The following is an 18,062-nucleotide window of genomic DNA, read 5'->3' as shown; positions in this document are numbered from 1 at the left end:
CCTGCCTTGGCCGCCGAGCCCGTCGCCTGGCGCGCCGACGGCCTGCCGTTCAGCGAACGCTTCGGCAACCTCTATCACACCGAAACCGGGGCACTGGCGCACGCGCGCCATGTGTTCCTCGACGGCTGCCGCCTGCCACAGGCGTGGACGGGGCGACCGCAATGGCGGGTTCTCGAAACCGGCTTCGGGCTGGGCCTCAATTTCCTGACAACCTGGCAGGCCTGGCGTGCGGACGCCGGCAGGCCCGGGATGCTGCACTTCGTCTCGGTCGAGGCCCATCCCGTCGCTGCCGACGACCTGCGTCGCGCCGCCCGGGCCTACCCCGAACTCGCGCCCCTGGCCGCCACATTGGCCGGCCAGTGGCATGGCCTGCTGCCGGGCTTTCATCGGCTGGCATTCGACGACGGCCGCGTGCTGCTCACGCTCTGCATCGGCGACGTGCAGCCGATGCTGCGCGTCCAGCGCTTCGAGGCCGACAGCATCTTCCTCGACGGCTTCAGCCCGCAGAAGAACCCGGCGATGTGGTCGCCCGAGACGCTGAAGGCCGTGTCGCGCTTTGCCCGCCAGGGCACCGGCCTCGCCACCTCGACCTCTTCGCGCGCAGTGCGCGATGCGCTCGCGCAGAACGGCTTCCAGATCGAAACACGCCCGGGCCTTTGCTCCGAACGCGACGGCCTTGCCGCCGAGTTCGCACCCGCCTGGACCGTGCGGCGCCGCGACCCGCCGCCGGCGCAGGCCGAACCGGGCCGCTGCGCCGTGGTGGGCGCTGGCCTGGCGGGGGCCGCCGTGGCCGCGAGCCTGGCGCGGCGCGGCTGGCAGGTCACGGTGCTCGATGCGGCCGACCGGCCCGCGGCGGGCGCTTCCGCTCTTCCAGTGGGTTTGATGGCGCCACATGTGTCGCCCGACGACGCGCTGCTCTCGCGGCTCACGCGCGCGGGCATTCGCGCCACCTGGGCCGAACTCGAACGCCTGCTGCCCGAGGGAAGTGACTGGCGCGCCAGCGGCGTGCTCGAGCGCCGGCCCGACGGCGACCTTCGCCTGCCGCCCGGCTGGCGCGAGGACGGCCTGAACGAGTCGTGGCGCGCGAGCGCCGCGCGATGCGCCGAAGCGGCGCTGCCGGCCGACGCGCCCGCGCTACGGCATGCGCGCGCGGGCTGGGTGCGCCCGGGCCGATTGGTCGAGGCCTGGCTGCGCACACCGGGCGTTGCTTTTTGCGGCCGGTCGGCCGTGGCGCAGTTGGTCCGCGGTGGCACCGGCTGGCAATTGCTGGACGCGGCGGGCACGCTGCTGGCCGAAGCCGATCGCGTGGTGATTGCGGCCGGGCATGGATCGCATCTGTTCGCCCCGGCGCTGCCGCTGCAGCCGGTGCGTGGCCAAGTCGCCTGGGGCCTTGTTTCCGGTGCGCCCGTGGCAGGCGCCCTGCCCGCCGTGCCGCTCAATGGCGACGGCCACCTGATCGCCAGCGTGCCCGAGCCCGACGGTGCCCAGCTCTGGCTCGCGGGCGCCACCTACGACCGCGACCGCACCGACCTGGCGCCCGACCCGGCCGATGCTGCGGCCAACCGGGCGCGGCTCGAACGCCTTGCGCCCGCCGCCGCGGCCGCGCTGGCGCCGGCCTTCGAAGGCAATGAGGCCAGGGCCTGGGTCGGCATTCGTTGCGCCTCGGGCGACCGCCGGCCGCTGGCCGGTCCGCTCGGCGAGCCCGGTCTCTGGACCTGCACCGCCCTGGGCTCGCGCGGCCTGAGCTTTGCGGCGCTGTGCGCCGAATTGATCGCGGCGCGCTGGCACGGCGAGCCGCTGCCGCTGCCCGCCAGGATGGCCGAGGCGCTGTGCACTTCGCGCACGCAGGGGCCCGCCATCGATTCCGCAACATAAGTCCGGCCACACGGGTCCCGCGCACCGACAAGGCCGCAGAATGCGTCGCATGGCCATCCACTACGACATCATCCACACCACCGTCTACCGCTACAAGAAGCCCGTGAGCTTCGGGTTGCACCGCGTGATGTTCCGCCCGCGCGACAGCCACGACCTGCGCGTGCTGGCCACCGACCTGCAAGTGAGCCCCGATGCGATCACACGGCTCATCCAGGACCCGCATTCCAATTCGGTGGCCATGGTGCAGCCGCTCGGCGATGCGACCGAGCTGCGCATCGTCTGCGCCTTCACGATCGAGCATGTGCCCGCGCAGCAGGACCATCTCGCGCTCGATCCGTCGGCCGAATACCTGCCGTTCGCGTACTCGGTGCAGGAGCGGCTCGACCTCGAGCATTACCTGCGCCCGCACCACGACGACGACGATGCCGGCACGCTGATCCGGTGGGCCCACCAGTTCCTGCATACCGACCAGCCCAACAGCACGCGCGAAGTGCTCACGCGCATGAATGCGCACATCGGCGGCAGCTTCAAGTACATGGCGCGCGACGCCGAAGGCACCCAGACGCCGCTGCAGACGCTGGCGCTCGGCAGCGGCAGCTGCCGCGACTACGCGCTGCTGATGATGGAAGCCGCGCGCCGGCTGGGCATTGCGACACGCTTCGTCTCGGGCTACATCTACGACGCCGCGCTCGACACCGCCGCACGCGCGCACGGCGAATCGATGACCGGCGCCGGCACCACGCATGCCTGGCTGCATGCCTACCTGCCGGGCGCCGGCTGGCTCGCCTTCGATCCCACCAACAACCTGATGGGCAGCGGCCAGCTGATCCGCGTCGCGGTCTCGCGCGACCCGGCGCAGGCCGCGCCGATCTCGGGCAGCTGGTATGGCGAGCCCGATGCGTTCGAGAGCCTCGAGGCCACGGTGGTCGTGACCAAGCGCGACGCCTGAGCGCGCGCCGGTTTGCGCCGGCTGTCGCACAGGAGATAGCAGGTACGGGAAAGCCCGGGCCGGGCAGCGGGCCGACGCCTCTACGCTGCCCCGCCGGTCCAGCGAAATAGCACGGTCGTTCTCGACGGAACGCCAGGCTGCGCTGCGCCGGGCATCTTCTTCTCAGCACCCAAGAACGGAGACAGACACCCCATGCATTCCGCGCGCCTGACACTTCTTGCCCTTGCAGCCAGCCTTGCCGTCGCATCTTGCGGCGGGGGCGGCGGAGGCGGCAACGGCTTTGCCTTCCTGCCCGTGCCACCGCCCGCGCCGGCGCCCGAACCGCCGGCACCGCCTCCGCCGCTGCCCGAAGAGACGCGCCTGCAGGACAGCCGCAACGCCTTCGCCCCTGCCGACCCGTCGGCCACGACTTTCGCGGCGCTCGCCGCCGATGCGAGCGATACGGTGGACAACAGCACCACCAGCCGCTGGGCCGGGATGATCGGCGGCGCGCAGTACCGCGTCGAGGTGCCCGCCAACTGGAACGGCAAGCTCGTGATGTACGCGCACGGCTACGCCGGCGAAGTCAATGTGCTGTCGGTGAGCAATCCCTCGATCCGCCGCCACCTGATCCAGAACGGCTATGCCTGGGCGGCATCGAGCTACAGCAAGAACTTCTACGACGTGCGCGTCGGCGTCGAAGACACCAACGCGCTGGCGCTGGCCTTCAACGACATCGCCAAGACCAACGGCCGCGAGCTGGCAGCCCCTTCGAAGGTCTTCATCACCGGCCACTCGATGGGCGGCCACATCACGGCCGCCGCCATCGAGGACGAGACCTACGCCACCGCCAACCACAAGATGAAGTACCACGGCGCGGTGCCTATGTGCGGCGTGATGGGCGACACGGAGCTGTTCGACTATTTCGCGGGTGCGCAGGTTGCAGCGCAGGCACTGGCCGGGCTGCCCAGGTACCCCACCGTCAACTGGTCGGACATCGCGCCGCAGGTCACGCAAGCGCTCTACACCACCTTTCCGAGCGCGCCCACGCCCACGGGGTTCAAGTTCGGTTCCGTGGTGAAGAACCTGACCGGCGGTGAACGCCCGATGTTCGACCTGGGCTTCACCGCGGGCGGCTCGTTCGGTGCGGTGTGGGGCACGTTCGGCAGCGACGGCACGGTCAACGGCATCCTCAACAAGAGCACGCTCGACACGAATCGCTTCACGTACGCCATCGACGGCGACGAGCCCGGTACCCTCGCGCTGAACAATGCGGTGCTCAAGCTCACCGCGGCGCCCGACGCCAACCGCCTGCGCACGGATGGCCTGCGCTGGATTCCGAAGGCGAACGGTGAGTTCAGCGTGCCGGTGGTCTCGTTGCACACGCTCGGCGACCTCTACGTGCCCTTCAGCATGCAGCAGATCTACCACCAGCGCGCGGCCGCCAAGGGCAATAGCGGCTGGCTGGTGCAGCGCGCCATCCGCGGCATCTCCCACTGCGACTTCACCATCGCCGAACAGGTCGAGGCTTTCGACGCGATGGTGAACTGGGAAGCCGACCCGGCCCAGAAGCCGGCCGGCGACGACGTGATGACCGCCGCCACGGTGGCCGCGCCGACCTACGGCTGCACCTTCACCCGGCCGCTTGGCGCGGTGGACGAAAGCGGCACCAGCAAGGCCACGCGCCCGAACGCGGCCGCGGCGCGCCCCTGCTGATCGGCGCGTGACCCGGCGCGGGCGGCATCGCCGCCGTCCGCGCCCCATCGATCGCTGCTCAGCTTGCGCCGCGCACGCAAAATGGCGGCAATGAGAAAAGACATTCCGAACCTGGGCGCGCTGCAGGCCTTCGAAGCCTCGGCGCGGCTCGGGAGCTTCACGCGCGCGGCGGCCGAGCTGGCGCTCACGCAAAGCGCCGTCGGCCGGCAGGTGGCCATGCTCGAGCAGCGGCTGGGCGTTGCGCTGTTCTCGCGCGTGCGGCAGCGCCTCACGCTGACCGACACCGGGCGCGAATACGCGGCGCGCATCCGCCGCCACCTCGACCAGATCCGGCGCGACACGCTCGAGATCAGTGCCGGCCACGACATGGGCTACGTGCTCGAGATCGCGGTAGTGCCCACCTTCGCGACCCAGTGGCTGATCCCGCGGCTGCCCGACTTCGGCCACGAGCACCCGAACATCACCGTGAACCTGTCGGTGCGCACGCAGCCCTTCTCGTTCGAGGACAACGCCTACGACGCCGCCATCTACTTCGGCGAGCAGTCCTGGCCCGGCACGCAGGGCGGGCTGATCTTTACGGAGGGCGAGATGGTGCCGGTGTGCAGCCCCGCCTTCCGCGACGCCAACGCCCCTTGGGACGAAGCCACCTTCGCGCGCTGCCGCCACGTGCACCTGGGCACGCGCGCGCAGGCCTGGCGCGACTGGTATGCGCAGCAAGGGTGGGACTACACCGTGCAGGCCTCGCGCGGGCCGCGCTACGAGCTCTTCACCATGGTCACCGCCGCGGCCGCAGCGGGCATGGGCATCGGCCTCGCGCCGCGCATCCTGGTCGAGCGCGAGCTGCGCACCGGCGAACTCGTGGTTCCGATCGACCGGCACCTCGACGTGCGCCAGGGCTACTACTTCGCGCATCCCGAAGACGGCCCACCATCGGAGGCGCTCGCGCACTTCAAGCACTGGGTGCTCGCGCGGCGCGACAGCGCCAGCTGATCCGGACAGGCATTTCATGGAGCCGCCTCGCGCGCCCTCGTCTCCTTCTCGCCGTGGCCGGTGGCTCGGACTGGCCCTGTGCGCCGCGCTCGCCGCAGGCGTGTGGGCCGTCGCGAGCGGCAAGGTCGAAATTCCCGAGCGCTTCAACCCCTGGGCGCCGCTCGATGTCGCGGCCGCGCCCGACTGGCTCACCGACTTCAAGCTCGCCCGCGCCCGGCGCGACCCCGCGCGCTGCCTCGCGGCTCTGGCCCAGACCGGCATGCAATACGACCAACTGCCCGACCGCGTCACCGGCCCCGGCTGCGGCTTCGAGAACGCTGTGCGGCTGCGCGGCGCGGGCGTGCGCCTGGGCACCGCGCCCTCGTTGAGCTGCCCGATGGCGCTCTCCTTCTTCATGTGGGAGAAGCATGCGCTGCAGCCGGCCGCCCGCCAGCACTTCGGGCAATCGGTGGTGGCCATCGACCACCTCGGCAGCTATGCCTGCCGCAACATCAACCGCGGCGAAGGCGCCGTGCCGGGCGCTTCGCGCAGCCGCCATGCGACGGCCGATGCGCTCGACGTTGCCGGGCTCACGCTTGCGAACGGCCGACGCATCAGCGTTCAGCGCGACTGGACGACGGCCGGTTCGAGCAATGCGGGCACGCCTGCCGCGCTGCTGCTGCGCGATGCGCACCAGGGCGGCTGCCGCTTCTTCGATGGCGTGCTCGGGCCTGAGTACAACGCGGCGCACCGCGACCATCTTCACTTTGAAACGGGTGGGTTCTCGATGTGCCGCTAGTGGCGTGCGGCACTGGTGGCGACCGAGTGGGTTGCCGCAGCCGCCGCTTGTGCCTAGCATGCAAGCGTGCATCCCCAACCCGTGCCTGCCAGGAGAAAGCCGTCATGCAGCTACGCACCGCGCGCATTTTTGTTCGAGACCTGCCGGGCGCATCGCGCTTCTACGAAGAGGTGCTCGGCCTGCCGCTCAGGGCCGGGCAAGCGCAGCAAGGCTATTGCGTGTTCGACGCCGGCCCCTTGAGCCTGGTCGTCGAGCACGTGGACGCGGATGCCCCCGCGGAGGACCAGGTTCTCGTCGGGCGTTTCACCGGCTTGTCTTTCGACGTGGCTGACGTGCAGTCGACCTACCAGTCGCTGTCCTCGCGCGGCGTCGCGTTCTCGGGACTCCCGGAGCGCCAGGACTGGGGCGGCATCCTTGCGACGCTGCGCGATCCTGCCGGAAACGAACTGCAGCTGGTGCAGCAGCCCGCGCGATAGCGAGCACGGCACGCGGGCGCCTCAGTCAATCGCGTCGCGCCACAAGCCCGTATCGGTGATCTGCTGCAGCCCTGAAAACCGCGTCCCGTCGTATTCCCAGAAATGCGCAAACGGAGCGTTCAGTACTTTGCCGGTTTCCCTGGCAGTGCCGCTGTAGGTGCCTCGGACGATCAGCATTTCGCCTGCATCGAAGAACTGGTCGACCTTCACATCGAGCTGGAACAGCTGGTCGACCAGCGCCCATGCCTCGCCCATCATTGCGTGCAGACCGCTGTAGCTCTTCCCCAGGCCTCGTGGCAGGCCGGGAGATAAACGGCCCCTGAAGTCGTCGCTAAGCAATCGTTGCAGCGCATCGGCATCTCCGCTGTTCAGCGCCGCGTACAGATCGTTGCCATTGGTCAAGATGTTGATCATGAACAGACTTTTCCGGTCAGCATTTCACCCTTCATCGCACCACCCGCCGCAGCGCGATGTACAGCGGCAATGTGAAGGCGAGGCCGATTCCGAATGTCAGCACGACATAGACCCACGGCCGACGAACACCCGCGGCGGGTGCATCTTGCAGCACCCATACCGAGAACGCCGCAGCCGCCAGGTAGACGTCCCAGGTGATGCCTGCGACCAGCTTGTTGGCCGACACGGCGGCGATGAAAGACGCCGGCGCGAAGCTGCCGCCGCTCAGGAGGAACCCGATATTGAAATACCAGGGAACCACCAAGCCGAAGAGTGCAAGGATGAAGAAGGCAAGGTTTCGGTTCGTCGGCGACATCCAGGCATCCTATGAACCCTGCGCTGCGGCCGATAGGAAAAATCCGACATCGGCCTGTACGCTACTGTCACTGCGCCGTACCTACCGCAAGCGCCCAATTTTCCGAGTCACGCTGGCGAGCGCTTTCAACCAGTGAGCGCAGCGAAGCGCCGGCCAACATGCGCAGGTCGCGTGCCATGTGCGATTGGTCATAGTAGCCATGCTGCAATGCGAGCCCTGCGCCTGTCGCGCCTTTGGCAAGGGCGTCGCGCAGCAATCCTTCCGCGCGGGCTACGCGCTGGAACAGCTTCGGCGTCAGGCCGAAGGTCCCGGCGAACACTCGCTCGAACTGCCTCGCGGAGAGGCCCACGGCATCGTGAGGAGACCCTCCCCGCAGGGCCGCCTGCTGCAGTCGCGCCGCTCGACGCGCCCGCTGGCAATGCACTTCCTCGCGGAGGCGCTGGCGTGCGAACGCCAACAACGATGCCAAGCGCCTCTGTGGGATTGTTTCTGCCCTGATGCATTCGACCAGCCGCGGCCAGGCGTAGCCGAAAACGTCAGCCGCATCGGCAAACTGGTGCGGAAGGGACAGCGGGCTCGCTTGCAGCAGCCCCAGCGTCCCCGGCGGCTGCAACCGCAGCCCGGCATAGCACAGCCGAGGCGTGCGATAGAGCGTGAGCGGCACTGCGCGAGCGGTGCCCACGAACCCGGCAGGAAGCGGAACAAACGCACCCGACGGCGCCTGGACGAAGAACTGGCCCTCGAGAACCAGAACCAGCCCCCCCTCGACCAGCGCGGGAAAGTGGCAGGGTACCGGTTGCGTGCCCGGGGTGTTGAAGCAAAGGTGCACCGCCATCGAAACCCAGGCGCTCACCTCGGGATACGGCCGCGCGACATGGAGTTCCATCGGCGAATTATCGGACTCGCGCGCCCTCGGGGAAGTGCATCGGTTGAACCCTCTGCCGTCCATCCGTTTGCACTCTTTCGACCCAAAATGACAAAAAGTTTTCTTTTTTGTCTTATATTTGAAAAGAAGTTTTCACGAACACCCGGTACGGGTTCACCATCCACGCATGAACGGCACCAACGTCGACTCCAACGGCACCACCGTGGCCCAGCGCATCGCGCAAGCGCTGCCGCGCCTGACGCGCTCGCACCGGCAGGTGGCCGACTACGTGCTCGAGCATCCGCTGCAGGTGGCCACGTTGCCTATCGACGAGCTGGCTGCGGCCGTGGGCGTGTCGATTGCCACGGCCAACCGCTTTGCGCGCGCGCTGGATTTCGACGGCTACGCCAGCTTTCGTGCCGAGCTGGTGCGGGGGTTCGAATCGCTGGTGGCGCCGGTGGAGCGCTTGCGCGGCAACCTCGAGCGGCCCACCACGGTGGCCGAAGTGTTCGCCACGGCGCTCGACGAGAGCCGCCGCAACATCGAGGCCACGCGGCAGTCGCTGGACCACGCGGCGTGCGAGGCCGCGGTGGCGCGCATCGGCCAGGCCCGCTCGATCTACATCGCGGGCTTCGGCGCCAGTGCGTGGCTCGCCGGGCTGCTGCAGCACGGGCTCGACGGCAGTTGCAACGACGTGCGGCTGCTCTCGAGCGTGAGCGGCGTCACGCACGCCGCGCGCACGCTGATGCATGCGGGCCCGCAGGACCTGTTCATCGCCCTGACCTTTCCGCGCTACCTGACCGACACGGTGGCGCTGGCGCAGATCGCGCAGCGCCAGGGCTGCGCGGTGCTGGCGCTGACCGACCGCCCCAGCTCGCCGCTCGCGCCGCTGGCCGACGTGGTGCTCTATTGCCAGACCGAAACCAGCTACCGCCCGAACTGCGAGACCAGCGTGCTGGCGCTGATCGAGGCGCTGACCAGCGCGGTGGCACTGCGCGCGCCCGGCGCGGTGCAGTCGGCGAGCCGAATCTTGCAGGCGGTGCGGCCGTGGCTGCACGGCGGGCAGGGGCTGGCCCGGGGCGCGGTGGCGCCCCGGCAACCCGCCGAAGCTGCCGCGCCCTCCGCACCGAAGCGCCGCAGCAGCACGAAGCAGAAAAAGAAAGCCAAACCATGACGAATCGAACGCCCGTCATCGCCATCCACGGCGGTGCGGGCACCATCAGCGCAGCCACGACCGGCCCGGGCCAGGCACAGGCGTATCTCGACGCGCTGGACGGCATCGTGCGTGCCGCGCAAGCCTTGCTGTTGAAGGGTGCCCCGGCACTCGATGCGGCCTGCCTCGCGGTGGAGCTGCTCGAGGAATGCCCGCTCTTCAACGCGGGCCACGGCGCGGTGTTCACGCACGACGAAACGCACGAGCTCGACGCGGCCGTGATGGACGGCGCGACGCTCGCCGCGGGCGCGGTGGCCGGTGTGTGCCACATCCGTCGGCCGGTGCGCGCCGCGCGCGCGGTGCTCAACGACGGCGCGCACGTGCTGCTGGCCGGCGCGGGCGCCGAAGCCTTTGCGCGGCAGCACGGGCTCGAGATGGTGGAACCCTCGTTCTTCTCGACCGAGGCGCGCCGCCAGCAGCTGCATCGCGTGCGCGACACGGGCCGCGTGGTGGTCGACCACGAAGGTGCCGCGATGGCCGCGGCCACGCCGCTCGACGAAGACCGCAAGTTCGGCACCGTGGGCGCAGTGGCGCTCGACGTGCACGGCCACCTCGCCGCGGCCACCTCGACCGGCGGCATGACCAACAAGCGCGTGGGCCGCATCGGCGATTCGCCGCTGATCGGCGCGGGCACCTATGCCGACGACCGCACCGCGGCCGTGTCGTGCACCGGCAGCGGCGAAATGTTCATCCGCGTGGCGGCCGCCTACGACGTGTGCGCGCGCATGGCCTACGGCGGTGCAACCCTGGCGGCGGCAACGCACGCGGTGGTGCAGCAATCGCTGCCGGCCATCGGCGGCACGGGCGGGCTGATCGCGCTCGACCGCCACGGCAACCTGAGCCTCGCCTTCAACACCGAGGGCATGTACCGCGGCCATGCGCGCGGCGGCGAAACGCCGGTCACCGCCATCTTCGCCTGACCCCCACGCCCCACTTTCATTCCGCTTCGCCCATGTCTTCACCTGCCCTCAATCTGCCGGACGGCCGCGTTCTCGCCGTCGACGACCTCACCGTGCGCTTCTCCACGTCGGAACGCACGGTCGATGCGGTCAAGAAGCTCTCGTTCCACGTCGACCACGGCGAAACGCTCGCGGTAGTGGGCGAATCGGGCTCGGGCAAGTCGGTCACCTCGCTGGCGCTGATGCGCCTGGTGGAGCATGGCGGCGGCCGCATCCTCGACGGGCGCATGGCGTTCCGGCGCCGCAACGGCGAAGTGCTCGACCTGGCCCAGGCGCGCGACACCGAGATGCGCAACATCCGCGGTGCCGACATCGCGATGATCTTCCAGGAGCCGATGACCTCGCTGAACCCGGTGTTCACCGCGGGCGACCAGATCGCCGAGGCCATCCGCATTCACCAGGGCAAGTCGAATGCGGCGGCGCGCGCCGAGGCGCTGCGCATGCTGGAGCTGGTGCGCATTCCCGAGGCGCGCAACGTGCTCGACCGCTTTCCGCACCAGCTCTCGGGCGGCATGCGCCAGCGCGTGATGATCGCGATGGCGCTGTCGTGCAAGCCGCAGTTGCTGATCGCCGACGAGCCCACCACGGCGCTCGACGTGACGATCCAGGCGCAGATCCTGCAGCTGATCCGCGAACTGCAGAAGGAGATGCGCATGGGCGTGCTCTTCATCACGCACGACATGGGCGTGGTGGCCGAGATCGCCGATCGCGTGCTGGTGATGTACCGCGGCGACAAGGTCGAGGCCGGCACTGCCGACGCGGTGTTCGCAGCACCGCAGCATCCCTACACGCGCGCCCTGCTCTCGGCCGTTCCGAAGCTCGGCGCCATGCAGGGCACCGACCTGCCGGCCAAGTTCGAGCTGCTGCGCAACACCGAGACCGGCGCGCAGGCGGTGCCGCCGGCTGACGCGGCAGTACCGCACGACACCGTGCGCCAGAACACCGGCCCGATCCTGCGCGTGCGCGACCTGGTCACGCGCTTCGACGTGCGCAGCGGCATCTTCGGCCGCGTGAAGCGCCGCGTGCATGCGGTCGAGAAGATCAGCTTCGACCTCTATCCCGGCGAGACGCTCGCGCTGGTGGGCGAATCGGGCTGCGGCAAGTCGACCACGGGCCGCTCGCTGCTGCGCCTAGTCGAAAGCCAGAGCGGCGCGATCGAGTTCGGCGGTCAGAACATCCGCGAGCTGCCCACGCGCGAGCTGCAGGCGCTGCGCCGCAACATCCAATTCATCTTCCAGGACCCGTTCGCCTCGCTCGATCCGCGCGTGACGGTGGGCTTCTCGATCATGGAGCCGCTGCTGATCCACGGCATCGCCAAGGGTGCCGAGGCGCAGCAGCGCGTCGACTGGCTGCTGCAGAAGGTGGGCCTGCCGCCCGAAGTGGCGCAGCGCTATCCGCACGAGTTCTCGGGCGGCCAGCGCCAGCGCATCGCCATTGCGCGCGCACTGGCACTGAACCCGAAGGTGGTGGTGGCCGACGAGTCGGTCTCGGCGCTCGACGTGTCGATCCAGGCGCAGATCGTGAACCTCATGCTCGACCTGCAGCGCGAGCTGGGCGTGGCGTTTCTCTTCATCTCGCACGACATGGCCGTGGTCGAGCGCGTCAGCCACCGCGTGGCCGTGATGTACCTCGGCCAGATCGTCGAGATCGGTCCGCGCCGCGCGGTCTTCGAGGCACCGCAGCACGCCTACACCCGCAAGCTGATGGCGGCGGTGCCGGTGGCCGACCCGGCGCGCCGGCACAAGCCGCACGCGCTGCTCGAAGGCGAGATCCCGAGCCCGATCCGCGCCGTGGGCGACGAGCCCGAGGTGCCGCCGCTGGTGCAGGTGGCGCCGGGGCACTTCGTCGCACGCCACGCCATCGGCGGCGCGTTCTGAGTACGCGCCTTTCCTTTTCTCAACCCGCGGGAGACATCCTGCTTTTTTCCACCCCGACTGGAGTTCTTCCATGACGCAATCTTCCTCCTCCCTGCGATGGGCTTCCGCACTGCTGGGCCTGGCCGCGCTGGCCGCCTCGGGCTCCGCACTGGCCGCGAAAGACGTGGTGCTGTCGATCGGCTACCAGCCGGAAACGCTCGACCCCTACAACACCAACACCACCATCACCACCGCGGTGACCAAGACCTTCTACGAAGGCCTGTTCCAGTTCGACAAGGACCTGAAGGTGCAGAACGTGCTCGCCGAGGGCTACGAGGTGTCGAAGGACGGCCTGGTCTACACGATCAAGCTGCGCTCGGGCGTCAAGTTCCACGACGGCACCGACTTCAACGCCGAAGCCGTGAAGTTCACGCTAGACCGCGTGCTGAACCAGGACAACAAGCTGCTGCGCTACAACCAGTTCAACCGCGTGGGCAAGGTCGAGGCGGTCAACCCGACCACGGTGCGCATCACGCTGAAGGAGCCCTTCGGCCCCTTCATCAACTCGCTGGCTCACGCATCGGCCGCGATGATCTCGCCCACCGCGCTCAAGAAGTGGGGCAACAAGGACATCGCCTTCCACCCCGTGGGCACCGGCCCGTTCGAGTTCGTCGAGTGGAAGCAGACCGACGCGGTCAAGGCCAAGAAGTTCGATGGCTACTGGAAGAAGGGCTACCCGAAGGTCGACACGGTGCAGTGGAAGCCGGTGCTCGAGAACAACACGCGCGCTGCCATGCTGCAGACCGGCGAAGCCGACTTCGCCTTTCCCATTCCCTACGAGCAGGCCGAGCTGCTGAAGAAGAGCGACAAGCTCGAAGTGGTGGCGACGCCGTCGATCATCGTGCGCTTCCTGGCCTTCAACATGCAGCACAAGCCGTATGACAACCCGAAGGTGCGCGAAGCCATCGGCTACGCGATCAACAAGGAAGCACTGGCCAAGGTCGCGTTCGGCGGCTATGCCTTCCCGGCGCAGGGCGTGGTGCCGCAAGGCGTGAAGTACGCCGTGAAGATGGACCCGATTCCCTACGACCTGAAGAAGGCCAAGGAACTGATGAAGGAAGCCGGCTACCCGAACGGCTTCGAGTCGGTGCTGTGGAGCGCCTACAACAACACGACGAGCCAGAAGACGATCCAGTTCGTGCAGCAGCAACTCGCGCAGATCGGCATCAAGCTGCAGGTGCAGGCCCTCGAAGTGGGCCAGCGCGCGGAAATGGTCGACTCGTGGCCTGATCCCAAGACGGCCAAGGTCCGCATGTACTACACGGGCTGGTCGTCGTCGACCGGCGAAGCCGACTGGGCGCTGCGTCCGCTGTTCGCCTCGGAAGCCTGGGCCCCGAAGCTCAACAACATGTCGTTCTACAAGAACGAGGTGGTCGACAACGCCATCGCCAAGGCGCTGGTGACGGTGGACGACGCCGAGAAGGCCGCGCTCTACAAGACAGCGCAGGAACAGATCCGCAAGGACCTGCCGCGCGTGCCGCTGGTCACCGAGCAGAACCTGTCGGCGCATGCCAAGCGCCTCTCGGGCGTGCATGTGATGCCTGACGGCAACATCAACATCGACGCCATCGAAGTCCGTTGACCATCCCCGAGGCGGCTCAACTCGTGTAGCCGCCTCCCCCGCAAGGGGCTCTTTGCCTGTATGCCATGCTGAACTACTTTCTCAAACGACTGCTGGGCCTGATCCCCACACTGCTCATCGTGGCGGTGCTGGTGTTCCTGTTCGTGCACATGCTGCCCGGCGACCCGGCGCGTCTCGCCGCCGGACAGGACGCCGACGACCAGACGGTGGCCATGGTCCGCGCCGAGCTCGGGCTCGACAAGCCATTGCCGCAGCAGTTCGCGAGCTTCTTCACCCAGATGTTGCAGGGCGACTTCGGCACCTCGATCCGCACGCGGCGGCCGGTGTCCACCGAGATCGCCGAGCGCTTCTTCCCGACGGTGATGCTCACGATCACCAGCATGGTGTGGGCGGTGATCTTCGGCATGGGCATCGGCATCGTCTCTGCGGTGTTCCGCAACCAATGGCCCGACCGCCTCGGCATGACGCTGGCGGTGTCGGGCATCTCCTTTCCTGCATTTGCACTCGGCATGCTGCTGATGCAGATCTTCTCGGTCCAGCTCGGCTGGCTGCCCACGGTGGGCGCCAGCACTTGGCAGCACTACATCCTGCCCTCGATCACGCTCGGCGCCGCGGTGGCCGCGGTGATGGCACGCTTCACGCGCGCATCGTTCGTCGAGGTCATCCAGGAAGACTTCGTGCGCACGGCGCGCGCCAAGGGCGTGCGCGAGCGCACGGTCATCATCAAGCACTGCCTGCGCAATGCGCTGATCCCGGTCGTGACGATGATGGGCCTGCAGTTCGGCTTTCTGCTGGGCGGCTCGATCCTCGTCGAGGCGGTGTTCAACTGGCCCGGCCTCGGCCGCCTGCTGGTCGACGCGGTGCAGATGCGCGACTATCCCGTCATCCAGACGCTGGTGTTGCTGTTCTCGCTCGAATTCATCCTGATCAACCTCGTGGTCGATGTGCTGTACGGCTTCATCAACCCGACCATCCGCTACAAGTGAGCCCCGAGCCATGACGCAAGCGACCGGCGCTCCTGCCGAAACCATCGTCCCCGCCACCGAACCCGTGGCGCCCCTCCAGGCCGCGGGCAAGGTCCGCACGCCCTGGGGCGAATGCTGGCGGCGCTTCAAGAACCAGCCGGTCGGCCTGGTGGCAGCGGCCTTCGTGCTGCTGCTGGTGCTCGTCGCGGTGTTCGCGCCGTGGATCTCGCCCTACGACGCCGAGAATTTCTTCGACTACGACATGCTGAACACCGGCCCCTCGGCCGCGCACTGGTTCGGCGTCGACCCGCTCGGGCGCGACATCTTCAGCCGCATCCTCGCGGGCACGCGCATCTCGCTGATGGCGGGCTTCCTGTCGGTGCTGGTCGGCGGGTTCATCGGCACCGCCTTCGGCCTGCTTGCGGGCTACTACGAAGGCTGGTGGGACCGCATCGTGATGCGCATCTCCGACGTGCTGTTCGCGTTTCCGGGCATCCTGCTCGCGCTCGGCGTGGTCGCGATCCTCGGCAGCAGCATGACCAACGTGGTGGTGGCCGTGTCGGTGTTCAGCGTGCCGGCGTTCGCGCGGCTGGTGCGCGGCAACACGCTGGTGCTCAAGCAGCAGACCTACATCGAGGCCGAGCGCAGCATCGGCGCGTCCGACTGGACCATCATCGTGCGGCACATCCTGCCGGGCACGATCTCGTCGATCGTGGTGTATTTCTCGATGCGCGTGGGCACCTCGATCATCACGGCCGCGAGCCTGTCGTTCCTCGGCATGGGCGCGCAGCCGCCCACGCCCGAATGGGGCGCGATGCTCAACGAGGCGCGCGCCGACATGGTCACCTCGCCCCACGTGGCGCTCTTCCCGAGCCTGGCGATCTTCTTCACGGTGCTGGCGTTCAACCTGCTGGGCGATGCGCTGCGCGACGCGCTCGACCCGAAAATCGACCGCCAGTAACCACCACCGGGATGGCTTCGAACACAACACCAGGCGCCCTGCCCTTCATCGGCCGCTTGCCAGCCGGCCCGCGCGACGCGATCAGCGACGTGCCGGGCGTCACGGTCGGCCACCGCACGCTGGACGACGGCCCGGTGCAGACCGGCGTGACGGTCATCCGGCCGCACGCGGGCGATCCGTTCCGCGACAAGGTACCGGCCGCGGCCGTGGTGCTCAACGGCTTCGGCAAGAGCGTCGGCCTGGTGCAGGTCGAGGAGCTCGGCCTGCTCGAGACACCGATCGCGCTGACCAACACTTTTTCGGTCGGCACCGTCGCCACCGCGCAGATCCGCCACTGCATCGCGAACAACCCCGAGACCGGCCGCGCGCTGCCGACGGTGAATCCGCTGGTGTTCGAATGCAACGACGGTTTCCTCAACGACGTGCAGCGCATGGCCGTGACCGAGGCCGACTACCTGCAGGCGCTGCAAGGCGCCACTGCCGACTTTGAACAGGGCTCGGTGGGCGCGGGGCGCGGCATGTCGAGCTTCGGGCTCAAGGGCGGCATCGGCAGTGCCTCGCGCTGCGTGCCCGCGCAGGATGGTGTTTCTTCCCACACGGTGGGCACGCTGGTGCTTGCGAACTACGGCCGCCAGCCGCAACTTCTGCTTGCGGGCCAGGCGGTGGGCGACCGGCTCGCCGCGCTGCAGGCCGCACGCGATGCGGCGGCATCGCCTTCCGACGAGCCCGAGAAGGGCTCGATCATCATCGTCATCGCCACCGATGCGCCGCTCGACGCGCGCCAGCTGCGCCGCCTCGCGCTGCGCGCGGGCGCGGGCCTCGCACGCACCGGCTCGGTCTTCGGCCATGGCAGCGGCGACATCGTGCTGGCGTTTTCCACCGCCTACACCGTGCCAGGCCAGCCCGACCGTCCGATGCCGGCCGTGGCGATGCTGCACGACGCATGCCTCGATCCACTGTTCCAGGCCGCGGCCGACAGCACCGAGCAGGCGATCGTGCATGCGCTGTGGCGCGCCACCGCCGTGACCGGCCGCGACGGCCACCGCCGCGATGCGCTGGCCGACCTGCTGCCCGCCGCCGCCCTTCTTTCAAATAGATAGGTCGATTGACATGAAAGTCCTGATCTCCACCGACATCGAAGGCGTCGCCGGCGTCTACCACCCGGAGCAGGTTCGGCCGGGCAACCCCGAGTTCGAGCGCGCACGCCTGCTGATGGCGCAGGAGGCCAACGCCGCCATCTCCGGCGCCTTCGATGCGGGCGCGACCGAGGTGCTGGTGAACGATTCGCACGGCGGCTTCCGCAACATGCCGCCCGACTTGCTCGACGCCCGCGCCCAGGTGGTGCAGGGCAAGCCGCGCTACCTGAGCATGGTGGCGGGCGTGGAGCACGGCGGCGTGGACGCGCTCTGCATGGTGGGCTATCACTCGCGGGCGCAGGGGCGCGGCATCCTCGCGCACACGATCAACAGCTTCGCCTTCGCCAGCGTGTCGCTCGGCGAGCAGGAACTCGGCGAGGCCGGGCTCTATGGCGCGCTGGCCGGCGAATACGGCGTGCCGGTGGTGATGGCGAGCGGCGACGACGTGTTCATCGACGAGAACCGCACGCTGTTCCCGCAGGCGGTGTTCGTCGAGACCAAGAAGGCGACGGGCAACACCAGCGGCGTGTCGCTCTCGCCCGAGCGCGCGCGGCTCGCGATCCGCGCGGGGGTGAAGCAGGCGCTCGAAGCGGCTTCGCGCGAAGCGGTGCGGCCGCTGGTGTTCGCGGGTCCGCAGGTCGTCACGCTGCGGGCCCAGTCGCCGGCGCTTGCGGATCTGTTCTGCCAGTGGCCGGCGTTCGAGCGCCTTGACGGGGTGACGCTGCGCTTCACGGCAGCCTCGGTCGAAGCGGCGGTGCGGATGCTGAACTGCTGTTCGGCGATGTCGTCGATGCTGCGCTGAGCTCTGGCTTCTTTTCAAGGGCGGAGGCCGGGTCTCGCCCCGGCGGGCGAGCTACTGTCTGCGACCCCTTCGCTGCGCTACGGGGCAACCTGCGGTGCTCGCGTTTCGCGGGGTCTCGCAGAACTCGCTTC

17 protein-coding genes are annotated in these 18,062 nt (G+C 68.8%); 14 read left to right on the top strand and 3 right to left on the bottom strand.

The features are described 5' to 3' along the window. Window positions 1-6 precede the first annotated feature (6 nt). The 6 genes from mnmC (at window position 7) to AC3A6J_RS24295 (ending at window position 6,763) form a co-directional block, all read left to right on the top strand. A complete protein-coding gene (gene mnmC, locus AC3A6J_RS24320; protein ID WP_487862572.1) occupies window positions 7-1,875 on the top strand; it encodes a bifunctional tRNA (5-methylaminomethyl-2-thiouridine)(34)-methyltransferase MnmC2/FAD-dependent 5-carboxymethylaminomethyl-2-thiouridine(34) oxidoreductase MnmC1 in 1,869 nt (622 codons plus the stop codon). 49 nt (window positions 1,876-1,924) lie between these two features. Further along, window positions 1,925-2,824 (top strand): transglutaminase family protein, encoded by a 900-nt coding sequence (locus AC3A6J_RS24315; RefSeq protein ID WP_487862571.1) that lies wholly within the window; start codon window positions 1,925-1,927, stop codon window positions 2,822-2,824. 192 nt (window positions 2,825-3,016) lie between these two features. Then, the gene (locus AC3A6J_RS24310; protein ID WP_487862570.1) at window positions 3,017-4,519 is read left to right on the top strand and encodes an alpha/beta hydrolase family protein; all 1,503 of its coding nucleotides are present in this window, start codon (window positions 3,017-3,019) and stop codon (window positions 4,517-4,519) included. Window positions 4,520-4,609: 90 nt separating this feature from the next. Then, a complete protein-coding gene (locus AC3A6J_RS24305) occupies window positions 4,610-5,509 on the top strand; it encodes a LysR substrate-binding domain-containing protein (protein WP_487862569.1) in 900 nt (299 codons plus the stop codon). Between the two features lie 16 nt (window positions 5,510-5,525). Continuing rightward, the gene (locus AC3A6J_RS24300; RefSeq protein WP_487862568.1) at window positions 5,526-6,287 is read left to right on the top strand and encodes an extensin-like domain-containing protein; all 762 of its coding nucleotides are present in this window, start codon (window positions 5,526-5,528) and stop codon (window positions 6,285-6,287) included. A 104-nt stretch (window positions 6,288-6,391) separates the two neighbouring features. Further along, on the top strand, window positions 6,392-6,763 hold the full coding sequence (locus AC3A6J_RS24295) for a VOC family protein (RefSeq protein WP_487862567.1): 372 nt from the start codon (window positions 6,392-6,394) through the stop codon (window positions 6,761-6,763). Window positions 6,764-6,784: 21 nt separating this feature from the next. Here AC3A6J_RS24295 and AC3A6J_RS24290 read toward each other — a convergent pair whose 3' ends face one another. The 3 genes from AC3A6J_RS24290 to AC3A6J_RS24280 form a co-directional block, all read right to left on the bottom strand. Beyond that, on the bottom strand, window positions 6,785-7,177 hold the full coding sequence (locus AC3A6J_RS24290) for a nuclear transport factor 2 family protein (RefSeq protein WP_487862566.1): 393 nt from the start codon (window positions 7,175-7,177) through the stop codon (window positions 6,785-6,787). 31 nt (window positions 7,178-7,208) lie between these two features. Beyond that, the gene (locus tag AC3A6J_RS24285) at window positions 7,209-7,532 is read right to left on the bottom strand and encodes a DUF2834 domain-containing protein (RefSeq protein WP_487862565.1); all 324 of its coding nucleotides are present in this window, start codon (window positions 7,530-7,532) and stop codon (window positions 7,209-7,211) included. A gap of 67 nt (window positions 7,533-7,599) precedes the next feature. Then, window positions 7,600-8,418: a helix-turn-helix domain-containing protein gene (locus AC3A6J_RS24280; protein WP_487862564.1), complete on the bottom strand. Its 819-nt coding sequence runs from the start codon at window positions 8,416-8,418 to the stop codon at window positions 7,600-7,602. A 166-nt stretch (window positions 8,419-8,584) separates the two neighbouring features. Here AC3A6J_RS24280 and AC3A6J_RS24275 point away from each other — a divergent pair, with 166 nt between their 5' ends. From AC3A6J_RS24275 to AC3A6J_RS24240, 8 genes are all read left to right on the top strand, one after another. Continuing rightward, the gene (locus AC3A6J_RS24275; protein WP_487862563.1) at window positions 8,585-9,571 is read left to right on the top strand and encodes a MurR/RpiR family transcriptional regulator; all 987 of its coding nucleotides are present in this window, start codon (window positions 8,585-8,587) and stop codon (window positions 9,569-9,571) included. Next, on the top strand, window positions 9,568-10,530 hold the full coding sequence (locus tag AC3A6J_RS24270; protein ID WP_487862562.1) for an isoaspartyl peptidase/L-asparaginase family protein: 963 nt from the start codon (window positions 9,568-9,570) through the stop codon (window positions 10,528-10,530). Before AC3A6J_RS24275 ends, AC3A6J_RS24270 begins: the two co-directional genes overlap by 4 nt. A gap of 32 nt (window positions 10,531-10,562) precedes the next feature. Continuing rightward, window positions 10,563-12,446, top strand: a complete 1,884-nt coding sequence (locus tag AC3A6J_RS24265; protein ID WP_487862561.1) for a dipeptide ABC transporter ATP-binding protein — start codon at window positions 10,563-10,565, stop codon at window positions 12,444-12,446. Window positions 12,447-12,516: 70 nt separating this feature from the next. Beyond that, window positions 12,517-14,067: a glutathione ABC transporter substrate-binding protein GsiB gene (gene gsiB / locus AC3A6J_RS24260; protein WP_487862560.1), complete on the top strand. Its 1,551-nt coding sequence runs from the start codon at window positions 12,517-12,519 to the stop codon at window positions 14,065-14,067. 65 nt (window positions 14,068-14,132) lie between these two features. Then, a complete protein-coding gene (gene gsiC, locus AC3A6J_RS24255) occupies window positions 14,133-15,053 on the top strand; it encodes a glutathione ABC transporter permease GsiC (RefSeq protein WP_487862559.1) in 921 nt (306 codons plus the stop codon). 10 nt (window positions 15,054-15,063) lie between these two features. Next, a complete protein-coding gene (gsiD, locus tag AC3A6J_RS24250; protein WP_487862558.1) occupies window positions 15,064-15,993 on the top strand; it encodes a glutathione ABC transporter permease GsiD in 930 nt (309 codons plus the stop codon). Window positions 15,994-16,004: 11 nt separating this feature from the next. Then, window positions 16,005-17,093, top strand: coding sequence for a DmpA family aminopeptidase (locus AC3A6J_RS24245; protein WP_487862557.1), 1,089 nt, complete (start codon window positions 16,005-16,007; stop codon window positions 17,091-17,093). A gap of 10 nt (window positions 17,094-17,103) precedes the next feature. Beyond that, complete coding sequence (locus AC3A6J_RS24240; protein WP_487862556.1) at window positions 17,104-17,931, top strand: M55 family metallopeptidase; 828 nt, start codon at window positions 17,104-17,106, stop codon at window positions 17,929-17,931. The last annotated feature ends 131 nt before the right edge of the window (window positions 17,932-18,062 follow it).

The organism is Variovorax sp. Soil_C_39 (genome assembly GCF_057656815.1).
The sequence above is the reverse complement of the archived record's forward strand: the minus strand, read 5'-3'. Positions and strand labels throughout refer to the sequence as shown.

Excerpts from the sequence above, each read along its gene's own strand:
- gsiC (WP_487862559.1), top strand. The coding sequence starts at position 14,133 with ATGCTGAACTACTTTCTCAAACGACTGCTGGGCCTGATCCCCACACTG.
- gsiD (WP_487862558.1), top strand. The coding sequence starts at position 15,064 with ATGACGCAAGCGACCGGCGCTCCTGCCGAAACCATCGTCCCCGCCACC.
- AC3A6J_RS24280 (WP_487862564.1), bottom strand. The coding sequence starts at position 8,418 with ATGGAACTCCATGTCGCGCGGCCGTATCCCGAGGTGAGCGCCTGGGTT.
- AC3A6J_RS24240 (WP_487862556.1), top strand. The coding sequence starts at position 17,104 with ATGAAAGTCCTGATCTCCACCGACATCGAAGGCGTCGCCGGCGTCTAC.
- gsiB (WP_487862560.1), top strand. The coding sequence starts at position 12,517 with ATGACGCAATCTTCCTCCTCCCTGCGATGGGCTTCCGCACTGCTGGGC.
- AC3A6J_RS24310 (WP_487862570.1), top strand. The coding sequence starts at position 3,017 with ATGCATTCCGCGCGCCTGACACTTCTTGCCCTTGCAGCCAGCCTTGCC.
- AC3A6J_RS24290 (WP_487862566.1), bottom strand. The coding sequence starts at position 7,177 with ATGATCAACATCTTGACCAATGGCAACGATCTGTACGCGGCGCTGAAC.
- AC3A6J_RS24245 (WP_487862557.1), top strand. The coding sequence starts at position 16,005 with ATGGCTTCGAACACAACACCAGGCGCCCTGCCCTTCATCGGCCGCTTG.
- AC3A6J_RS24305 (WP_487862569.1), top strand. The coding sequence starts at position 4,610 with ATGAGAAAAGACATTCCGAACCTGGGCGCGCTGCAGGCCTTCGAAGCC.
- AC3A6J_RS24315 (WP_487862571.1), top strand. The coding sequence starts at position 1,925 with ATGGCCATCCACTACGACATCATCCACACCACCGTCTACCGCTACAAG.
- AC3A6J_RS24270 (WP_487862562.1), top strand. The coding sequence starts at position 9,568 with ATGACGAATCGAACGCCCGTCATCGCCATCCACGGCGGTGCGGGCACC.
- AC3A6J_RS24275 (WP_487862563.1), top strand. The coding sequence starts at position 8,585 with ATGAACGGCACCAACGTCGACTCCAACGGCACCACCGTGGCCCAGCGC.
- AC3A6J_RS24285 (WP_487862565.1), bottom strand. The coding sequence starts at position 7,532 with ATGTCGCCGACGAACCGAAACCTTGCCTTCTTCATCCTTGCACTCTTC.
- AC3A6J_RS24295 (WP_487862567.1), top strand. The coding sequence starts at position 6,392 with ATGCAGCTACGCACCGCGCGCATTTTTGTTCGAGACCTGCCGGGCGCA.
- AC3A6J_RS24300 (WP_487862568.1), top strand. The coding sequence starts at position 5,526 with ATGGAGCCGCCTCGCGCGCCCTCGTCTCCTTCTCGCCGTGGCCGGTGG.
- AC3A6J_RS24265 (WP_487862561.1), top strand. The coding sequence starts at position 10,563 with ATGTCTTCACCTGCCCTCAATCTGCCGGACGGCCGCGTTCTCGCCGTC.